The organism is Xanthomonas hortorum (assembly GCF_011305375.1).
GTDB lineage: Bacteria > Pseudomonadota > Gammaproteobacteria > Xanthomonadales > Xanthomonadaceae > Xanthomonas > Xanthomonas hortorum_E.
On the sequence record NZ_VCME01000024.1, the window covers coordinates 105529 to 126118 of the forward strand.

The following is a 20590-nucleotide window of genomic DNA, read 5'->3' on the forward strand; positions in this document are numbered from 1 at the left end:
GCAGTGCCGGGTGTCGAGCGCTAATGCAACCCGTGCCGACGAGCGCAGATGGCGGCATGGTGCGTGGCCACATGCCAGCGGCATCGAAGCCGCATGTCCATCGCAACGGCCGGGTGGATCCGAGACACCTCACTGTGTCGATGCCTCGGCATGTCGACGAAAGCGCGCAACAGCACGACCTGTCCAGAAAAGTGACCTGGCTCGCGCAGCGAGACATTGGCATCAAACGAACGCGACTGTGTGATCCATGTTCGCATTCAAACGCGTGCGCCTCTCTAGGATGGCCGCTGCCCGGCGCGCCCGATGCCGCTGGACATCCAGGTTCTGCGGTCGCGGAGGCGCGATGCATATGCATGACGCCCAGCCCTTGCCGTGCTGCATCGGCGGTCGCAGAACTTCCCAGCGGGATCAATGCGCAGTGGTTTGGCGCGCTCCCGCAATTCCCGGAAGTCTTGTGCTTCCGCAACAGGAGTCATCCGACATGGGTGTAAAAACGTCAGTCGTTTCACTATTCCTGGCATCCACGCTGTGGCTGTCCAGCAGCGATGGCCACGCCTCTGCACGGCCTGGCAGCGCGCCGGAGACGCGCACACCTGCAAGCAACAACAAAACCACCGCGGTCGGTCCTGCGTCCGTGGCGTATCCAGGTCCGACAGAGGTGCCCGCCGGCACGGCGATGACGTTCTGGGCATCGCAACCGGTCGACCGCAACGAGACGGTGGTAGTCAGCGGTGGCAACATCGGCCCCAGCGCCACGGTGCGCCTCACGCGGCTCGACGATGGCGCGGTGGGCAGTCCATTGGAGGCGACAGACAGCACCAACAACGGCTGGGGCAGCGTGACACCGACGCAGGCCACCGAGCAATCGCTCAAGTTTCAGCTTCCCGATAGTGCGCGCGGCGTCTATGCGTATCAGATCGTCACCGGCAGCGGTGCGGGGGCGACGACGCTGGTGAATGCACCGGATATCTGGTTCGTGCAGGGCAATGTCGGCGGCGGTGCATCGCCGCGTGGCAGGCTCAATGTGTTCGGCACCGCCTTGGGCAGGATGTCGGCATCGAGTCAGCCGGTGCGGCTTGCGCTGGTCAAGAATGGCACCGTGCAGCGTATCGTGATCGCCGACGAATCGAATCCCAAAGAAGGCATGTACGCACAGAGCTTCGCCATTCCGGCCGACATGCCCGAAGGCGACTACGAGCTGTATTTGCACAATGGTTCCGGCGGTCCCAGCGCATGGAGCCGCTATCAGAATTTCGGCGTCGGCGCAGATCGCACCGCCCCACGTCGCACCATCACCACCGTCAGCATTGCCTATCCGACCAACTGGCCGAACATCCAGTGCAGGGTGGCCCCGGCGATCGGCAACGGCGCACCGGACGATGCGAGTTTTGCCGCCGCATTCGCCTGCGCGGCCAATGGCGGTGTGGTGTCGATTCCCGCCGGCAGATACACCTTGTCGCAGCAATACGCACAAGGATTCAATCAGACGATTCCCAACCACGTGGTGATCGCCGGCGCGGGCAAAGACGCCACGGTGCTGTCCTTTCCGATTGCCAATAACACCACGTTGTTCAAGGGCAACGGCATCTTTTACACGCCGCCACGTCAACCCAAGTGCGATCAGCAGATCAACTGGGCCACCAACCTGTTTGGCATACGCGACCTGGCCATCGAAGCGCCCGCCATGCGCGAAGGAACCGGTATCGTGTTCGAGCATATGCCGCTGACGGATCTGCGCTCGGTCCCCTTCGTGCGCGATATCCGGCTCACCCTCGGCAGGCAAACCGATCGCACGGCCAACGGGCCGCTGACGACCGGCATCCAGGCGAGCAATATCTCCAACCTGCAGATCAGCGGAAACGACATCACCGCCAGCAAGCCGATCACCATGGATAAGCATGTGTACGGCGCCACCGTGCAAAACAACACACTGCGTTGGCACGAGCTGGCACTGACCTTCAATCACGATGTGCAGAACGCGCTCATCACGCACAACCAGCACATCTCCGCCGGTGCGCCGTACCACAAGACGCCGTCGGAACTGGGCTTTGCTGCGCCTGGTCGTGATGTGTATTACGCAGACAATGCCAGCCAGTATCCGCAGGATGCGCAGCAGACCTGGCAGCTGACGATGGACGAAGGCATCGGCAACTATCTTGGCAAGATCGCTGCCAGCTCTGGCACGACGCTGACGTTGGCCAGCAATGCAAAAGACGTTCCGTATCTGTGCGATCCCGATGGCAACTCGGTGATGATTGTCTCCGGCAAGGGGGCTGGCCAGACGCGTTATCTGATGGGCAATGCATCGCCGCTGGGCAACCGCGTGAACCTGGACCGTGCATGGGACATCCCGCCCGATCAGAGCTCCATCGTCACCATCGTGACGACCAATGGGCGGATGTTGTTCGTCAATAACGACCATGGTGGCGCTGGCCCGATCACCAACTTCTTTCCATCCGCCGACGTCATCCATGCATACAACCGGCTGCATCGCTTTGGTGCTGGAATCGTGCAGCCCACCGGGTTTTATACCGATGCCAACTCGCTACTGGCAGGCTGGCATTCGCAGATGCTCAATAATGAAATTACTGCAGATGCGGTTGCCAACCCGTCCTCGATCGGTGGCCAGACGGCAGTATTCAACCTGCAGGGAAGCAATCTCATGATCAGCGAAGGCAAGCGGGAAAATGCCTGGTACACCGATGCCGTCACCAGCACCGGCATCATCCGCAATAACCGCTTTGCCGCAGGCGCAACTGGAAGCGTGGGCCTTTGGGATCGGGTGAAGAACTCGCTGATCGAGAACAACATCACCCCGGAGGTCCGCATTCAAAACGAAAACGTCAAGGACGCATTGATCCGCGGCAACCGCAAGGCAAGCGGGCAAACGTCGCCGGTCATCATGAATGAGCCCCGCCCGGGAAATGGAAATCTGATCGTGCCGTAGCTGAAGCGGGTACCGGTACGCTGCGCCCATCGTGTCGCAGCGTACTGGCTTTATCGCGTAGCCGGCGCAACAGACGCACTACTCTGAGATCGCAGATGACGAGACCACCCTCTGGCGAAACAATCGTCAGCAGGATTTCCAGCATCGACTGCGCCCACTGTGATGAGCGCAGCCGTTCGATCAGCCGCGCTTACTCCACCGTCACCGACTTGGCCAGATTCCGCGGCTTGTCCACATCGGTGCCGCGTGCCAGGGCGGTGTGATACGCCAGCAGCTGCACCGGAATGGTGTGGATCACCGGCGACAGCACGCCGGCGTGGCGCGGGGTGCGGATCACGTGCACGCCTTCGGAACTGCCACTGCAGGGCACGTCATCAGGTACGCAAGACCAGTGCCTTTCGCTCTTCACGATTCACGAGCCACGTGAGCAATGCACCGGGCAGCAGGAATCCCAGCGTTACGAGCAAACCGTGGAGCAGATGTGCCGCCGGTTCGTCCAGCACGGCGATCTGCTTCATCGGAGACAGCCACGGAGAAAGATTGAAGAACGCGATCGTCAAGACGACAAGCGACAAAGTCCAGTTCACCCCACGCTTGCGCGCCGAATTCCAGGCGTAAGCGGCCAGCACAACAACAAAGAGTCCTTCGATCACCCAAGAGGCGGTGCCAAGCCGTCCCCACAGTCCCAGACCAAAGTGGGTTTGGGAATGCGGCAACAGTGCCAGGTCATTGTTGTGCATTGGCCAGTCGGCAAGGAAGTGAGAGAAAGACGCGATGAACGCCAGAACTGCAACGCGCCTGTCTTTGCAGAAGAGGCCAGCCCAGACCAAGGACCAAACGACCGCCGCCAAGAGCGAATGATCCCAGTCGATGAATGTCAGGTCGAAGAACAGATAGGGGCCTGCAGCAAGGTTGGGCGTTACGATGTCCCAGCCAAGCATGATGAAAATACCGTCCAGGATGTCGAGAAAGCCCACGCCCAGCAGTAGCGGAAGCGTCGGGATGCTCGGAAAGCGGGCTTTCAAGGCTAGTCCGATCGCAAAGTGACCCACATACATGGCTGGTGCTCCAAAGATTAGGCCTGCATGGTGCCCCCGTTGAACCCTCCAGACTGTAAAATCAGAGCAGTTCGACCACGGTCCCGTGCTATGCCCGACGATGGCACCCTGAGTCCAGAGATTGCAGAGATTTTTCTCTCCCAGGCTTCGGTTCGAACGTGTGTTGCGGGGCAGCGCATCTTTGAGCTGGGCTCCTCCCCTGCCTGCATGTTCGGCATTCTCAGCGGCTCGGTCCGGGTCTCACTGGAGCCGATTCAGCTCAGCGAGAGGCTGTCGCTGGTCCTTGGACCAGGCCAGTGGTTTGGGGAAGTTCCGCTACTGGATGAGCGGGCGCGGGCATTCAGCGCGGTGGCCCACGGACGTAGCAAGATCGCCGTCGTCTCGACTGCCGCCTTCAACCGTGTGATTGCATCCAACCCGGCGGCGCTGCTGGCCATCACCCGCCTGGTGTGCTCACGCTATCGCCAGACCTTGGACTGGATTGAAGCCAACCAGGCACGTTCGCTCGAACGCCGGCTGGCGGCTCAGCTTCTCACTGCCCAACACAACGTCCGCATGCCACAGAGTGCGCTGGCCGACAGGCTGGGCGTCTCCCGTCCTACCGTGAACCGGCTCTTGAAAGCATGGAAAGCCCAAGGCTTGATCGACGTTGGCTACGGCAAAGTCAATGTGCTGAACATGGAAGCCCTGGCATCGATCCTCGCAGGGGAGCGAGAGCGCGACTAGCGCCCCTGGATGCCTCAGGTCGGGCCTGGATGATCAGGCCAAGCGCTCCACCGCGGAACCGGCATGCGCGATCCGATTCTGTGGATGGCAGACCAGCAGGAGTCGCAAGCGTCGCGCTGTAAAAACGCAAAAGGGCGGGAGCAATGACGCCCCCGCCCTTTCGCTCTTTTCGGGTCTGGACGAAGCATTACCCGTCCGCCCGCCACACATCGGCGCTGGTTGGACGAACCACTGTCCAGTCGGACCGAGAGATCCCTGCGACCGCCCACGATGCTGGGCTTCTGCCGCTACTCCACCGTCACCGACTTGGCCAGATTCCGCGGCTTGTCCACATCGGTGCCGCGTGCCAGCGCGGTGTGATACGCCAACAGTTGCACCGGGATGGTGTGGATCACCGGCGACAGCACGCCGGCATGGCGCGGGGTGCGGATCACGTGCACGCCTTCGGACTCGCTGAAGTGGCTGTCCTGGTCGGCAAACACGAACAGCTCGCCGCCGCGGGCGCGCACTTCCTGCATGTTGGATTTGACCTTTTCCAGCAAGCGGTCGTTGGGTGCGATCACCACCACCGGCATCGCCGCATCCACCAGCGCCAGCGGGCCGTGCTTCAACTCGCCGGCCGGATACGCTTCGGCGTGGATATAGGAGATTTCCTTGAGCTTGAGCGCGCCTTCCAGCGCGATCGGGTAATGCAGGCCACGGCCGAGAAACAGCGCGTTTTCCTTGGACGAAAAGCGCTCGGCCCAGGCCATGATCTGCGGCTCCAGATTCAAGGCGTGCTGCACGCTGCCTGGCAGAAAGCGCAGCTGCTCCAGATAGTCCGCTTCTTCCGCTTCGCTGATGCGGCCCTGCAATTTGCCCAGCACCATGGTGAGCTGGAACAACACCGCCAGCTGCGTGGTGAATGCCTTGGTCGAGGCCACCCCGATCTCGGCGCCGGCACGCGTATAGCAGACCAGTTCGCTGGCGCGCGGGATCGCGCTTTCGGGCACGTTGCAGATCGATAGCGTGTGCAGATGCCCCAGCGATTTGGCGTATTTCAGCGCCTCCATCGTGTCCAGCGTTTCGCCGGATTGGGAGATGGTGACGATCAGATGCTTGGGATTGGCGTAGGCGGCGCGGTAGCGGTATTCGCTGGCGATTTCCACGCTGCACGGCAGCCCGGCGATGGCTTCGATCCAGTAACGCGCGGTCATGCCGGCGTAGTAACTGGTGCCGCAGGCCAGGATCTGCACGCCTTCGATGTCGCGCAACACCGCTTCGGCATTCGCACCAAACAGAGAGGCAGGAAATCCCTTGGCATCGATCGCCGCCTCGATGGTGTCGGCCAGCGCGCGCGGCTGCTCGTGGATTTCCTTCTGCATGAAATGCCGGAACGGACCGAGCTCCAGCGATGCCAGCGACACATCCGACAGGTGCAGCGGGCGTTCGACCGGCGCGTCGTTGCCATCGAAGATGCGCACGCCATCGCGGCGTAATTCGGCCGTATCGCCTTCTTCCAGGAAGATCACCTGGCGGGTGGCCTGCACGATCGCCGAGACATCGGAGGCGACGAAGTTTTCGCCCTCGCCCACGCCGATCAGCAACGGGCAGCCCATACGCGCGCACACGAAGCGCTCCGGCTCGGCCTGGCTCATCACCGCCAGCGCGTAGGCACCGGTGAGTTCCTTGACCGTGCGCTGCAGCGCGATCAGCAGATCGCCGGCGCTACCCAGGTGGTGATGGATCAGATGTGCGATGACCTCGGTATCGGTTTGCGACTCGAAGGTGTAGCCGAGTGCGCGCAGTTTCTCGCGCTGTTCTTCATGATTTTCGATGATGCCGTTGTGCACCAGCGCCACGCCGGCGCTGATATGCGGGTGCGCGTTGGCCTCGGTGACGCCGCCATGGGTGGCCCAGCGCGTGTGGCCGATGCCCAGCGTCGCGCCGAACTGCTCGGCCTGCGCTGCCTGCGCCATCTCCACCACGCGCCCGGTACGACGCACGCGGCGCAGCTGCGCGCCATCGAGTACCGCAATGCCGGAGGAATCGTAGCCACGGTACTCAAGACGCTTGAGTCCTTCGATCAGGACCGGGACCACATCGCGCCCGGCGATCGCTCCGACAATGCCGCACATAGGACAACCCTTGAAGACGAAGCCGCGCATTTTAGCGTGTCCGATCTTGTCCGCTGCATGACCGTGCCCGGACAGCGTGTCCGCGTTGGTGTCCGCGGACACTGCGGACACCTGCGACCCGAGCACAAAGACTTTTACTTTCAACCACTTGGCAATTGGCACAGGTTCTGCTTTATCGCAGTGACGCCAACGAGCCAGCCGATCATGATTCGCGATACCTCTGCCCAGGACCAGGTTCTCCGTACATCCGCCCAGAGCGCGCCGTGGCGCCGTTGGCTATGGCCTGGTATCGCTGCGGTCGCCGTGTTGGCCGGTATTGGTTGGGCGGTCACCGCCTGGAGCGCCGGCAGCCGCTCGTTCGATGCCAGCCGGGTGCGTATCGCCACCGTCAGCCAGGGCGACCTGGTGCGCGACATCGCCGCAGACGGCCGCGTCATCGCCGCCAACAGCCCGGTGCTGTACGCCATCTCGGCCGGCACGGTGACGCTGAGCGTGGTGGCCGGCGACGTGGTCAAGCAGGGCCAGGAGCTGGCGCGCATCGACAGCCCGGAACTGCGCAGCAAGCTGGCGCAGGAGCAGGCCACGCTGGCCGGTCTGGAAGCCGAATCCAGCCGCGCCGGGCTGGATGCCACGCTGGCCCGTGCCAATGCCAGCAAGCTCACCGACCAGGCCAAGATCGACAAACAGGCCGCCGCACGCGACCTGGAGCGCTATCAGCGCGGCTACGATGGCGGCGCGGTGCCGCAGGTGGAACTGGCCAAGGCACAGGACACCTTGAAGAAGACCGATATCGACCTGCAGCACGCGCAGCGCGATGCCTCGCTCAAGAGCCAGGGCGCGGATCTGGATTCGCGCAACAAGCGCCTGCTCGCCGACCGCCAGCGCGCGGTGGTGGCCGAAGTGCAGCGCCAGGTCGATGCGCTCACGCTGCTGTCGCCGTTCGACGGCCAGGTCGGCCAGGTGCAGGCGGTGCAGCACACCCAGGTCGTGGCGAATGCGCCGATCCTGGGCGTGGTGGATCTGTCCAAGTTCGAAGTCGAGATCAAGGTACCGGAGAGCTTCGCGCGCGATCTGGCGATCGGCATGCCGGCCCAGCTCACCAGCGGCAGTGGCGAGCCGTTTCCCGGTGCCATCTCGGCGGTGTCTCCGGAAGTGGTCAACGGCGAAGTCACCGCGCGCATCCGCTTTGCCGACAAGCAGCCGCCGGGCCTGCGCCAGAGCCAGCGCATGAGCGCGCGCGTGGTGATGGACACCCGCCGCAACGTGCTCAAGGTCGAGCGCGGCCCGTTCGTCGAACAATCCGGCGGCAGCTACGCCTATGTGATGGATGGCAATACCGCGGTGCGCCGACCGGTGCGCATGGGCGCCAGCAGCCTGGGCGAAGTGCAGGTGCTTTCAGGGCTGCAGGTCGGCGACCGCGTGGTGGTGTCCGGTGCAGATAACTTCGGCGATGCGCCGCGCGTCACCGTTCACTAAATCTCTTTCGCACACATCTCCTACGCAAAGGACTCGGCAATGCTCAAGATGCAATCGGTCTCCAAGGTCTTCCGCACCGAACAGGTGGAAACGCACGCGCTGCGCTCGCTGGACCTGCATGTGCGCGAAGGCGAATTCGTCGCGGTCACCGGCCCCTCCGGCTCGGGCAAGACCACCTTCCTCAACCTGGCCGGGCTACTGGAAACCTTCACCAGCGGGCAGTATCTGCTCGATGGCGAAGACGTCAGCCATCTGTCCGACGATGCGCGTTCGCGCCTGCGCAACCATAAGATCGGCTTCATCTTCCAGGGCTTCAACCTGATTCCCGATCTCAACCTGTTCGACAACGTCGATGTACCGCTGCGCTATCGCGGCATGGCCGCAGTCGAGCGCAAGCAGCGCATCGAAGAAGCCTTGACCAAGGTCGGCCTGGGCTCGCGCCTGAAGCACTACCCCACCGAACTGTCCGGCGGACAGCAGCAGCGCGCCGCGATCGCGCGCGCATTGGCCGGCAGCCCGCGTTTGCTGCTGGCCGACGAACCCACCGGCAACCTCGACTCGCAGATGGCACGCGGGGTGATGGAACTGCTGGAAGAGATCAACAGCCAGGGCACCACCATCGTGATGGTCACCCATGATCCAGAACTGGCCGCACGCGCGCAGCGCAACGTGCATATCGTCGACGGCCAGGCCACCGATCTGGAACGCAATCCCGCCCTGATGCGCTCGCGCGATAGCGCACCCACCCTGGCCGAGTAAGGGGCACCTGCATGTTCGGTTATTACTTCACTCTCGCGGTCCGCAGCTTCCGCCGCAACAAGATCCTTACCGCGCTGATGGTGCTGGCAATCGCGCTGGGCATCGGCGCCAGCATGACCACGCTGACGGTGTTCTACATCCTGTCTGGCGATCCGATACCTCAAAAAAGCGAACGACTCTTCATCCCGCAAATCGATGCGCGCTCGCCGGGCCATCAAAGCACGGAAGCCCTGGAGCAATTGACACGCTTCGATGCCGAAAACTTACTGCGTGAGAAGCGCGGAGACCTTCAAGCGATGATGAGCGGCGGAAGCGTCCCGTTGGAGCCAGATAATTCGTCGGTGCGCCCGATGAAACTGGAGGCGCGCTATACCTCCGCCGATTTCTTCCCGATGTTCAATCCGCCATTTCTCTACGGTGGCGCGTGGACGGCAAACGAGGACGGTAGCAGAGCGCGTGTCGCGGTGATCACCGACGAACTCAACAAAAAACTCTTCAACGGAGAGAATAGCGTTGGGCGTACGTTGCGTATAAATCGTCAGTCGTTCCGCATCGTCGGCGTTCTGCGCGAATGGCGGCTAACCCCCAAGTTCTACGACCTCAGCAACAGCAGTTACGCCAAGTCGGAACAGTTGTTCGTTCCGTTCAGTGCCGCAATGGAACTGAAATTCCAGTCCAGCGGCTCGCGCTCCTGCTGGGGCGACAGTAAGGATGCAAACAGCACTGACCAAAAATGCTCATGGATTCAGTACTGGGTTCAGCTGGATAGCCCGCAAAAGGCGGCGGCCTACCGTCAATACCTGGAGAATTACTCCGACCAGCAACGGCGCGCCGGGCGCTTCGAGCGGCCGACCAATGTCCAGCTGCGCAGCGTCATGCAATGGATGGACTACAAGAAAGTGGTGCCCAGCGACGTTCGCCTGCAGACCTGGCTGGCATTCGGATTTCTGCTGGTGTGTCTGGTCAATACCGTAGGCCTGTTGCTTGCAAAGTTCATGCGTCGCAGTGGCGAAATCGGCGTACGCCGCGCGCTTGGCGCCACCAAACGCAGCATTTTTGCGCAATCCCTGGTGGAGGCGGGAACGATCGGCCTGGCAGGCGGCATCTTGGGGCTCGGCCTCGCCACGCTAGGACTGTGGGGCGTGCGACAACAACCCTCTGATTATGCAGAGCTCGCGCATCTTGATCCGCTGATGCTGCTGGTCACGTTCGCGCTTGCCCTGTTGGCCAGTGTCGTTGCCGGGCTACTCCCGGCATGGCGCGCCTGTTCCGTGCCACCTGCCATCCAACTCAAAGCGCAGTGAGATGCCGCCCTGACGGCGCCGCGCGCGCGTCGCCGTTGGCCAGCAACCATCAAGGAATCTTCAATGGAAATCCGCCCAATTCTGTCCACCCTGCGCCGGCACAAGACCGCTGCGGCACTGATCATCCTCGAGGTGGCGCTGAGTTGCGCCATCATTTCCAATGCGCTGTTCCTGATCGGCAATCGCCTGGATCGCACGCAGCGCCCCAGCGGCCTTGCCGAAAACGAGCTCGTGACCATCAGCATCAGCGGCATCGGAGAAGACGATAACGCCAATGCACTCACCGAGACCGACCTGGCCGCCTTGCGCAGTATCCCCGGCGTCAAGTTCGCCTCCGCAGTCAGCCAGATACCGTTTGGTCAGAGCATCTGGATCACCGGCCTGAAACTCACCGCCGATCAAGATATCTCCACGATTGACGTCAACAGCTACAACGGCGACGCCCAGACGCTGGACGCGATGGGGCTGAAACTTGTGCAGGGACGTCGTTTCACGGAGAGCGAATTCAGCTGGAACAATGAAACGACGGCTGATAGCCCAAGCGTCATCCTCACCAAAAGCGCAGCAGACAAGATGTTTCCCGGGCAATCGGCACTGGGCAAATCCATTTACATTGGACCGACACCCAGCAAGGTCGTTGGAATCGTCGAACACCTGGCGCGCGTTCTCGATTACGGCGGCGATTCCTCATACGACGACTCCATGCTGTCTCCGATCAAGGTGAGCTACAAAGATGGCGGGATGTATTTGCTACGCACCGATCCGGCGCGACGACAGGAAGTTCTGCGCCAGGCCGTCGCAGTGCTGGAGAAGAACAGCTCCAACCGCATCATCAAGAGCCCCACAACAGTAGAGGAAATGCGCAACGACTATTATCGCCAGGATCGCTCCATGGCCTGGCTACTGGTCACCATGAGCATCGCGCTGCTGATCGTCACCGCATTGGGCATCGTCGGCCTTGCCAGCTTCTGGGTGCAGCAGCGCACCAAGCAGATCGGGATCCGCCGCGCACTGGGTGCGACACGAGGCCAGATCCTGCGTTACTTTCAGATCGAGAACTTCCTGCTCGCCTCGATCGGCATCGTGCTCGGCATGCTGATGGCGTATTCGATCAACCTCTGGTTGATGGCGCGTTACGAGTTGCCACGCTTGCCGTTGATCTATCTCCCGATCGGCGCAGTCACCTTGTGGGCACTCGGCCAGATCGCAGTGTTCTGGCCGGCCCGCCGCGCTGCGCTGGTACCGCCGGCGGTGGCCACGCGTAGCGCGTGATGTACCGCTGCACATCGTCGGGGCGATGCCTCCGACGATGTGCAGCGGCGGTAAGCCGCTTAGACAGATCGCTCGATTGGTCACCACCTCCAAAACCGCAACCGCCTGTGCAAACCAAACGTAGTGGTGTGCAATCCAACCAAGCGCATGCATTCACACACTTCAGCTGCATTGCACAACACAGTTCCGCCGCCTGCCGAATCCTGTTCTGATAGCCCTTCCTGCCAGCCCCCACATCATCGAGCAACGCGATGCCGCAGATTTTGATCATCGACGACAACACCGCCGTGGCCACTGCGCTGGAGGTGCTGTTTTCGTTGCACGACATCGAGGCACGGCACGCGCATTCGCCGCAGGCCGGATTGGCGCTGCTGGACGAGCAAGGGTTCGATCTGGTGATCCAGGACATGAACTTCACCGCCGACACCACCTCCGGCGAGGAAGGCGAAGCCTTGTTCACCCAGATCCGTCAGCGCCACCCGGATCTGCCGGTGATCCTGCTCACCGCCTGGACCCATCTGGGCAGCGCGGTGGGCCTGGTCAAAGCCGGTGCGGCCGACTATATCGCCAAGCCCTGGGACGACACCAAGCTGCTGACCACGGTCAACAACCTGCTGGAACTCTCCGAAGCACGCCGCGAACTGGAACGCCGGCGCGAGAGCGAACGCCGCGGTCGCGAGCAACTGACCCAACGTTACGATCTGCGCGGCGCGGTGTTTGCCGACCCGGCCAGCGAACGCGCGATCGCGCTGGCCTGCCAGGTCGCACGCTCGGACCTGCCGGTGCTGATCACCGGCCCCAACGGCAGCGGCAAGGAGAAGATCGCCGAGATCATCCAGGCCAACTCGCCGGCAAAGAACGGCCCGTTCATCGCGCTCAACTGTGGCGCACTGCCCGGTGAATTGATCGAAGCAGAATTGTTCGGTGCCGAGGCTGGTGCCTACACCGGTGCGAACAAGGCGCGCGAAGGCAAGTTCGAAGCCGCCGATGGCGGCACGCTGTTTCTCGACGAAATCGGCAACCTGCCATTGGCCGGGCAGATGAAGCTGCTGCGCGTGCTGGAAACCGGCCGCTACGAGCGTCTGGGCTCCAACCGCGAACGGCATGCCAAGGTGCGCGTGATCAGCGCCACCAATGCCGATCTGCAAGCGATGATCCGCGAGGGCAGCTTCCGCGAGGATCTGTATTACCGCCTCAACACGGTGGAAATCGCGCTGCCCGCACTGGCCGAACGCCCCGGCGATATCGGGCCGTTGGCCGAGCACTTTCTGGCCGGCGATAAACCACTGTCCACGCAGGCGCGCGATGCGCTGCAGCGGCACGCATGGCCCGGCAACGTACGCGAGTTGCGCAACGTGCTGCAACGTGCGTCCCTGCTCGCGCAAGGCGTGCGTATCGAAGCCAGCGATCTGAACTTGCCACGTGCAGCCGCGCCGCGCCCGGTGGCACCGGCGGCAGGCGAGCCGGATCGTGCCCGCATCGAACAGGCCCTTGCACGTGCGCAAGGCGTCATCGCTCAGGCCGCCGCCGAGCTGGGCCTGAGCCGACAGGCCCTGTATCGGCGCATGGACCGCTACGGCATCACCTCGGAATGATTCCCCGTATGTGGCAGCGTTCTTTCACATTTTCCCTGTTTTTGCGGCTGTTGCCGGTGCTGGCGCTGGCGGCCGCGCTGCCCTGGTTCACGGCGTACTGGCTGGACCGTGGCTGGGAAGTGGCGGTGTTATCGGCAGTGGTCCTGTTGTCGGCAATGTGGTTCAGCCTCAGCCGCGCCACAGCGCCGATGCGCTCGCTGTTCCGCGCATTGGCCGGCACCACCAGCAGCTACCGCGATGGCGAATACAACTTCGGCGTGTATTGGCGCGGCACTGACGAGCTGGCGCAGCTGGTGCAGGCGCATGCAGAACTGGGCGAGGTACTGCGCGCGCAACGGCGCAATCTGGTGCAGCGCGAATTGATGCTCGACACCATGTTGCAGAACACCCCGGTGGCGATGTTGCTGGTGGTGGCCGGGGGCGATGGTGTGCGCCGTATTGGTTTCTCCAACAACGCTGCGCGCAAGCTGCTGCATGACGGTCGCAAACTCGAAGGCCAGCATCTGGACGATGTGCTCGGCCGCATGCCGAACGAATTGCGTGATGCGTTGGCACGCGGCGGCGATTGTCTGTTCGCAGTACGCGAAGACGGCGATGACGAAGACGACGAGCAGATCTATCACCTCTCCCGCCGCAGTTTTCATCTCAACGGACGCGGCCACGAGCTGTTGTTGATCCGCACCTTGACCACCGAATTGCGCCGCCAGGAGGTGCAGACCTGGAAGAAGGTGATCCGTGTGATCAGCCATGAATTGAACAACTCACTTGCACCGATCGCTTCGCTGGCGCATTCCGGCGCCGAGTTGCTGCGTCGCGAACGCACCGATCGGCTCGGCATCGTGTTCGAAACCATCGAAGAGCGCGCACGCCATCTGGAAGGCTTCATCCGCGGCTATGCACGCTTTGCCAAGTTGCCGCAGCCGCAGCTGCAGACCATCGAATGGGCGCCGTTTCTGGAGCGCTTGCGACAACAGATTCCGTTCCAGTTGCAAGGCACGCTGGCGGATGTCTCCAACCGCATCGATGCGGCACAGATCGAGCAGGCATTGCTCAACCTGCTCAAAAACGCGCACGAGGCCTGCAGCGAGGCGCAGCCACCTAACAGCGACGTCGCCGTACGCGTCACCCGGGTGCCGCAGTGGCTACGCATCGAAGTGCTGGACCGCGGCAACGGCATGAACGAGGCCGTGCTGCATAACGCGCTGATGCCGTTCTACTCGACCAAGCGCAACGGCACCGGGCTCGGACTTGCGCTCACCCGCGAGATCGCCGAAGCCCACGGCGGACGCATCTCGCTGCACAATCGCGAACACGGCGGGTTATGCGTCACCTTGCTGCTGCCGTCTGCGGTGGCCGGTTAGTCGCTGCAAGCTGTAGCGAGCAACCGTTTGATAACGGCTTCACTCGCCACGAAGCGTGCCACGCTCCTCGATTCGCGGTTTTTTCAACGCACCACAGGCATCGTCTGCACCTGTCGTTCGCGTGGCGTCGATCGCGCCGTAATAGCCAGCCCCCACCGTGTTGTCGAAGAACCGCCCGCCTTGCGAGGGACACTCGCCTTCAGGCTTGATCCAGTCCGAAAACGCCGCGTACTTGCCGGCACGGACGAAGCGGTTAGCACCGACATACGTGTTGTCCGAGGCATCGCGGGTGCGTACCGCATCGCCGTTGACGTCGGTAAAGGTATTGCCTTCGATGCGGTTGCCGGAGGAGTGACGCGCCAGATACAGCGCATGGATGAAGCCCGAGGTCTTGGTGTCGTTTTCGATGGACACGAAGCGATTGCGTTCGATGCGGTTGTCGCGCGAATTCTGCAAGCGGATCGCTGCGAACGAATACGCAGCCTCGCTGCTGCTGCCATGGATGCCACCGATCCGCTCGAAGCTCATATTGCGGATCACGTTGCCGCTGTTGCCGTCCTGGCTGCGTTTGCTGCTGCCCAGATCCATCGCCATCCAGTAATTGCTGACTTTCAAACCGGCAAAGGTCAGCCGCGTGGCGGCATTGCCGCCGCCCTTCAGCGTGAACCAGGTCGCGCCACCGCGTCCATCGAACCACGGTGGCGTGGCGGCATCGGATGCTGCGATGAAGCGAATGGACGCGCCGTTAGTGAATGTCCATTGCACCGACTGCCGCAAATAGGTGCCCGCGGCAATCACCACATCTACCGCACCGGTGGGGCGCCGTTCGAGCAAGCGTTGTTGGGCGGCACTCAAACTACGCAACGCCGTCGAGGCGCTGGTGCCTGCTGCGGTGTCGTTGCCATCCGGTGCCAGATACAGCCGAAAGGTCTGTGCGGGTACCGCCCCTGGTAGCAGCGCTGCCAAGAACACCATCAACAGCAGTGCGTAGCGTCGCGTTTGCATTGGGCACCTCGTAATCGTTGGCGATGTGCGTGGTCTGTCAGTGTCGTCACTGCACAGCACAGGTGCAGCATGCGGTGCAGTACGACGACCAAGCCGCATGCAGCCACCGCTATTTCTTGGTCGGACGCTCCCAGCCTTCGATCACGGTCTGACGCGCACGCGCCACGCTGAGCTGGCCGGCAGGCGCATCACGAGTGATCACCGAGCCCGCGCCAATGTTGGCCATGGCACCGATGACGATCGGTGCCACCAACGCGCTGTTGGAGCCGACAAACGCACCATCGCCGATGGTGGTCTGCGACTTGTTCACGCCGTCGTAGTTGCAGGTGATGGTGCCGGCGCCGATGTTGACCTTGCTGCCGATTACCGCATCGCCCAGATAGGTCAGATGGTTGGCCTTGCTGCCCACGCCCATCGTGACCTTTTTGGTCTCGACGAAATTGCCGATATGCACGCCATCGGCCAATACGGTGCCGGGACGTAGCCGCGCGAACGGGCCGATCATCGCTGCGCCCTCGGTCACCACCCCTTCCAGATCGCAGTGCGCACGCACCTGCGTACCGGCGCCGAGCGTGACATCGCGCAGCCGTACGAACGGGCCGATGACCACGCCATCGCCCAGCGTCACCTCGCCTTCCAGAATCACATCGATATCCAGTTGCACGTCATTACCCACTGTCACCGTACCGCGTTGCTCCACGCGCACCGGGTCGGCCATGCGCACACCGCGCAGGCACAGCGCACGTGCCGCACGTGTCTGCCAGGCGCGCTCCAGTAGCGCCAGTTGCCACAGGTCGTTGGCACCTTCCACATCCTGCGGATCACTCACATGCACCATGTCGGCCGGGGTGAAATCGGCCGCCGCGCTGGCAAACACATCGGTGAGGTAGAACTCGCCCTGCGCATTCTGGTTCGACAAACCGCTCAGCCAACGACGCAGCGCCGTGGACTCGGCGGTGAGGATGCCGGTGTTGATGGTGCGGATGCGGCGCTGCTCGTCGTTGGCATCCTTCTGCTCGACGATCGCGGCGACCTTGCCTTCGGCATCGCGCAGGATGCGGCCGTAACCGCTGGGATTGGGCACATCGGCCACCAGCACCGCCATGCGCCCGGGTGCGTGCAGCAGTTGCATCAAGTCGTTGGACTGGATCAGCGGCACATCGCCGTACAACACCAGCACCGTGGCTGCGTCCGGAATCGCATGCATCGCCTGCTGCACCGCATGCCCGGTGCCCAGTTGCTGACGTTGCTCGGCCCAATGCAGATCGCTTTGCGCAGCGAACGCCGCCTGCACCTGCTCACCACCGTGCCCGTGCACCACATGGATCGCGGCTGGCTGCAACTGCCGCGCAGTGGCGATCACGTGCGCCAGCATCGGCTGGCCGGCAAGCGGCTGCAGCACCTTGGGCAGGGACGAGCGCATGCGCTTGCCCTCTCCCGCGGCCAGGATCACGACGTGCAGGGGCAAAGTCATCGAAGCGTTCCAAAACGTGAGATGGACAAATTCTAGTCGCTGTCTCGGCAGCGCGTCGTTACCGCATCGCCGTCTTTTGGTGATTACGATTTTTAAGCGCCGCTGCCGTTAGCATGAGCGCCCTCTCACGATCACCCGGCCCGCATGAGTCTGTTCCGCCAAGGCAGCCAGTTCACCCTGATTGGCGCCCTGCAATTGGCTGTGGATTGCGGCATCTTCATTGCCGCCACGGCGGCGGGCATGCCGACAGTGCCTGCCAATCTGCTCGGGCGCATCAGCGGTGCGGTGCTTGGCTTCTGGCTCAACGGCCGCTACACCTTCGCCCAGGAAGGTGGTGCACGTCTGGGCTGGCAGCGCTTCCGCCGCTTTGCGGTGATGTGGCTGGTGCTCACACTGATCAGCACCTGGCTGCTGTCGGCGACGGTGGACCTGGTCGGCCTGCGTCAGGCCTGGCTGGCCAAACCGCTGGTGGAAGGCGGGTTGGCGATCGTGTCGTTTTTTCTAGGCCGGCATGTGGTGTATCGCTGAGCGAGCGCACTGACGCTAACGCAGTGACCGAAGACGCTGCTGCTTTCGATTGAAGAAAACGCGATCCATGTCGCCGCCAGGTGCAGATCAGCCAATACAAGTTTAGCGCGTCGCTGATCGCGTGCTCGGTAGAGCGTCCCCCTCCTAAGGGGACGATCCGCACTTAGCTGCTGGTGGCGGTACGGGGTTCAGCGGCAGAAATCGCCCAGGCTGCGTACCAGTGCGGCGCGATGCAGCGCATCCAGTTGCCATTGCGCCGCGTAATGCGCTGCTGCACGCGCGGTGCTGGCCGGGCACTCGGGCGCTGCGCGCAAGGGTGCAACGTCGGCCAATGCATCGAGCAATTGTCCTTGCAGCTGATCCAGACGCACACGCAACGTCGCCAGATCCGGACGTGCGGTGTCCGGCGCGCGTCCGCGTTCGCGCCAGTGATTCAACAGTGCGTACTGCACTGCCTTGTTGGCCTCGATCTGCGCTGCAAAGAACCGCGCCGCATCCTCGGCATCCAGCCCGTGCGCAGCGGCCTGATCGCGCACGCTCTGCAGCACCGCCGCCTCGCGGGTCTGATCCAGCACCGGCTTGCCGCTGTCCCACTTGCTCAGCGCCACCGCATCGCCGATCGCATTGCGCTGCACGATGCGATCCAGCAACGGATCCAGCGGCGGCTGGCTACGCGCCGGCAGTGCGCAGCCCAGCAGTGCGACGGCCAGCAGGCCGGTCAGCGCGTAACTGCGAAAGCCATCGATCGTGCGGGTCATTGGGTGTTCCTCAACGTGTATGGGTGAGAGGCCGCGCCGCCCGCAGAAGGCGGCATCGCGCAAGGCACGCAGTGTGCCTGCTCCCCCGGTGCAGGTGGACCGCGCCACGCAGGCGCATCTCCAAAAACGAAAACGCCGACACGATGGTCGGCGTTTCCAGTGCCACACCTGCGTGCGGCTATACATCTGTTACCACGCTTGCACGCGCCGCGGGGGCGCACGTCATCGTGCGTTTAGTGCTTCAGCGTACGACGCAAGCGCTCCAGCGCCTGCAACTGCACGGTCGCCTCGGCCAACCGACGCTGTGCTTCCGCCACATCCACCGCGTCGCCACGGTTGGCCAGCAGACGTTCGGCCTCTTCCTTGACCTTGCGTACCGCGGCTTCATCGATGTCCTGGGCACGCACCGCGGTGTCGACCAACACGGTCACCACCTGCGGCTGCACTTCCAGGATGCCGCCGGAAATGGCGAAGTCCAACTGCTCGCCGCTGGCGGTGGTGACCACCACCTTGCCCGGCTTCAGCCGCGTGATCAGCGGCGCGTGCTTGGGCGCAATGCCCAGCTCGCCCAACTCGCCGGTGGCCACGACCAGCGTCGCCTCACCGTGGAAGATTTCCTTCTCGGCGCTGACGATGTCGCAACGGATAGTGCTCATGGTGCCTCACGTTGTGAGGCGGGGATTGGGGATTGGAGATTCGGGATTGGCAACCGCAGCTTTCACTGTGGCCACTCACCTCGTCTCCGCACCCCGCTCACCGCCGTACCAAATCCCGAATCCCGAATGCCAAATCCCGGCTATTACGCCTTGGCGCTCATCTTGTTGGCTTTCTCGACGGCTTCTTCGATGCTGCCGACCATGTAGAACGCCTGCTCCGGCAGGTGGTCGTACTCGCCGTCGCAGATCGCCTTGAAGCCGCGGATGGTGTCCTTCAGCGAGACGTACTTGCCCGGCGAGCCGGTGAACACTTCGGCAACATGGAACGGCTGGCTGAAGAAGCGCTCGATCTTGCGCGCGCGCGACACCGACTGCTTGTCTTCTTCGCTCAGCTCGTCCATGCCCAGGATCGCGATGATGTCCTTGAGCTCCTTGTACTTCTGCAAGGTCTGCTGCACGCGCTGGGCGGTGTCGTAATGCTCGTGGCCGATCACCAGCGGGTCCATCTGGCGGCTGGTGGAATCCAGCGGATCCACGGCCGGGTAGATGCCCAGCGAAGCAATGTTACGGCTCAGCGTGACGGTGGAATCCAGGTGGGCGAAGGTGGTCGCCGGCGACGGGTCGGTCAGGTCGTCCGCAGGCACGTACACGGCCTGGATCGAGGTGATCGAACCGCTCTTGGTCGAGGTGATGCGTTCCTGCAGCACGCCCATTTCCTCGGCCAGGGTCGGCTGGTAGCCCACTGCCGACGGCATACGGCCGAGCAGTGCGGACACTTCGGTACCGGCCAGCGTGTAGCGGTAGATGTTGTCCACGAACAGCAGTACGTCCTTACCCTTGCCGTTCTCGTCCTTCTCGTCGCGGAAGTACTCGGCCATGGTCAGGCCGGTCAGCGCCACGCGCAGACGGTTGCCCGGCGGCTCGTTCATCTGGCCGTACACCATCGCGACCTTGTCCAGCACGTTGGAGTCTTTCATCTCGTGGTAGAAGTCGTTGCCCTCACGGGTACGCTCGCCCACGCCGGCAAACACGGACAAACCGCTGTGCGCCTTGGCGATGTTGTTGATCAGTTCCATCATGTTGACGGTCTTGCCGACGCCGGCGCCGCCGAACAGGCCGACCTTGCCGCCCTTGGCGAACGGGCACATCAGGTCGATGACCTTGATGCCGGTTTCCAGCAACTCGGTGCTGGAGGACTGGTCTTCGTACGACGGCGCAGCGCGGTGGATTTCCCAATGGTCCGAGGCCTGCACTTCACCGGCTTCGTCGATCGGGCGACCCAGCACGTCCATGATGCGGCCCAGCGTGCCAGCGCCGACCGGCACCGAAATCGCACGCTCGGTATTGGTGGCCAGCAGGTTGCGCTTCAGGCCGTCGGTGGAGCCGAGCGCAATCGTGCGCACCACGCCATCGCCGAGCTGCTGCTGCACTTCCAGGGTGATTTCGGTGCCTTCGACCTTCAACGCGTGATAGACCTTCGGCACTTCATGGCGCTGGAATTCGACGTCGACGACCGCGCCGATGATCTGAACGATCTTGCCCTGACTCATTTTG

Annotated in this window: 17 protein-coding genes; 9 read left to right on the forward strand and 8 right to left on the reverse strand. The window is 62.8% G+C overall.

Annotated elements, in window-relative coordinates; translation table 11 throughout:
• The first annotated feature begins 481 nt into the window (after positions 1–481).
• The gene (locus tag FFY45_RS19130) at positions 482–2947 is read left to right on the forward strand and encodes a hypothetical protein (protein WP_176341635.1); all 2466 of its coding nucleotides are present in this window, start codon (positions 482–484) and stop codon (positions 2945–2947) included.
• Between the two features lie 190 nt (positions 2948–3137).
• Here the strand turns inward: FFY45_RS19130 and FFY45_RS19135 are convergent, their stop codons facing one another.
• Together FFY45_RS19135 and FFY45_RS19140 are read right to left on the reverse strand one after the other, a co-directional pair.
• Positions 3138–3284, reverse strand: coding sequence for a hypothetical protein (locus tag FFY45_RS19135; protein ID WP_176341636.1), 147 nt, complete (start codon positions 3282–3284; stop codon positions 3138–3140).
• 37 nt (positions 3285–3321) lie between these two features.
• Positions 3322–4005 carry a hypothetical protein gene (locus FFY45_RS19140; RefSeq protein ID WP_176341637.1) on the reverse strand — a complete coding sequence of 228 codons (684 nt, stop codon included), beginning with the start codon at positions 4003–4005 and terminating at the stop codon, positions 3322–3324.
• Positions 4006–4095: 90 nt separating this feature from the next.
• On the opposite strand from FFY45_RS19140, the gene FFY45_RS19145 reads away from it, so the two are divergent.
• Positions 4096–4731, forward strand: coding sequence for a Crp/Fnr family transcriptional regulator (locus FFY45_RS19145; protein WP_176341638.1), 636 nt, complete (start codon positions 4096–4098; stop codon positions 4729–4731).
• A 287-nt stretch (positions 4732–5018) separates the two neighbouring features.
• Here FFY45_RS19145 and glmS read toward each other — a convergent pair whose 3' ends face one another.
• Positions 5019–6848, reverse strand: a complete 1830-nt coding sequence (gene glmS, locus FFY45_RS19150; protein ID WP_176341670.1) for a glutamine--fructose-6-phosphate transaminase (isomerizing) — start codon at positions 6846–6848, stop codon at positions 5019–5021.
• Between the two features lie 204 nt (positions 6849–7052).
• Between glmS and FFY45_RS19155 the strand changes: the two genes are divergently transcribed.
• The 6 genes from FFY45_RS19155 to FFY45_RS19180 all read left to right on the forward strand — a co-directional run bounded on the left by FFY45_RS19155 (position 7053) and on the right by FFY45_RS19180 (position 14615).
• On the forward strand, positions 7053–8324 hold the full coding sequence (locus FFY45_RS19155) for an efflux RND transporter periplasmic adaptor subunit (protein ID WP_176341639.1): 1272 nt from the start codon (positions 7053–7055) through the stop codon (positions 8322–8324).
• Between the two features lie 39 nt (positions 8325–8363).
• Positions 8364–9083, forward strand: coding sequence for an ABC transporter ATP-binding protein (locus FFY45_RS19160; protein WP_176341640.1), 720 nt, complete (start codon positions 8364–8366; stop codon positions 9081–9083).
• A gap of 11 nt (positions 9084–9094) precedes the next feature.
• Positions 9095–10387: an ABC transporter permease gene (locus tag FFY45_RS19165; RefSeq protein WP_176341641.1), complete on the forward strand. Its 1293-nt coding sequence runs from the start codon at positions 9095–9097 to the stop codon at positions 10385–10387.
• Between the two features lie 63 nt (positions 10388–10450).
• Complete coding sequence (locus FFY45_RS19170) at positions 10451–11659, forward strand: ABC transporter permease (RefSeq protein ID WP_176341642.1); 1209 nt, start codon at positions 10451–10453, stop codon at positions 11657–11659.
• Positions 11660–11910: 251 nt separating this feature from the next.
• Positions 11911–13254, forward strand: coding sequence for a sigma-54-dependent transcriptional regulator (locus FFY45_RS19175; protein ID WP_176341643.1), 1344 nt, complete (start codon positions 11911–11913; stop codon positions 13252–13254).
• Between the two features lie 8 nt (positions 13255–13262).
• The gene (locus FFY45_RS19180; RefSeq protein ID WP_176341644.1) at positions 13263–14615 is read left to right on the forward strand and encodes a sensor histidine kinase; all 1353 of its coding nucleotides are present in this window, start codon (positions 13263–13265) and stop codon (positions 14613–14615) included.
• A 39-nt stretch (positions 14616–14654) separates the two neighbouring features.
• Here the strand turns inward: FFY45_RS19180 and FFY45_RS19185 are convergent, their stop codons facing one another.
• Both FFY45_RS19185 and glmU read right to left on the reverse strand, forming a co-directional pair.
• Positions 14655–15620, reverse strand: coding sequence for a right-handed parallel beta-helix repeat-containing protein (locus FFY45_RS19185; RefSeq protein WP_176341645.1), 966 nt, complete (start codon positions 15618–15620; stop codon positions 14655–14657).
• A gap of 109 nt (positions 15621–15729) precedes the next feature.
• Entirely contained in the window at positions 15730–17094 is a 1365-nt protein-coding gene (gene glmU / locus FFY45_RS19190) for a bifunctional UDP-N-acetylglucosamine diphosphorylase/glucosamine-1-phosphate N-acetyltransferase GlmU (protein ID WP_176341646.1), read from the reverse strand.
• A gap of 144 nt (positions 17095–17238) precedes the next feature.
• Between glmU and FFY45_RS19195 the strand changes: the two genes are divergently transcribed.
• Positions 17239–17622, forward strand: a complete 384-nt coding sequence (locus FFY45_RS19195; RefSeq protein ID WP_168957199.1) for a GtrA family protein — start codon at positions 17239–17241, stop codon at positions 17620–17622.
• Between the two features lie 188 nt (positions 17623–17810).
• Here FFY45_RS19195 and FFY45_RS19200 read toward each other — a convergent pair whose 3' ends face one another.
• The 3 genes from FFY45_RS19200 to atpD form a co-directional block, all read right to left on the reverse strand.
• Positions 17811–18380, reverse strand: a complete 570-nt coding sequence (locus FFY45_RS19200) for a chorismate mutase (protein WP_176341647.1) — start codon at positions 18378–18380, stop codon at positions 17811–17813.
• Positions 18381–18613: 233 nt separating this feature from the next.
• Positions 18614–19036 (reverse strand): F0F1 ATP synthase subunit epsilon, encoded by a 423-nt coding sequence (locus FFY45_RS19205; protein WP_006450428.1) that lies wholly within the window; start codon positions 19034–19036, stop codon positions 18614–18616.
• 143 nt (positions 19037–19179) lie between these two features.
• Complete coding sequence (gene atpD, locus FFY45_RS19210) at positions 19180–20586, reverse strand: F0F1 ATP synthase subunit beta (RefSeq protein ID WP_023902450.1); 1407 nt, start codon at positions 20584–20586, stop codon at positions 19180–19182.
• Positions 20587–20590: the final 4 nt, after the last annotated feature.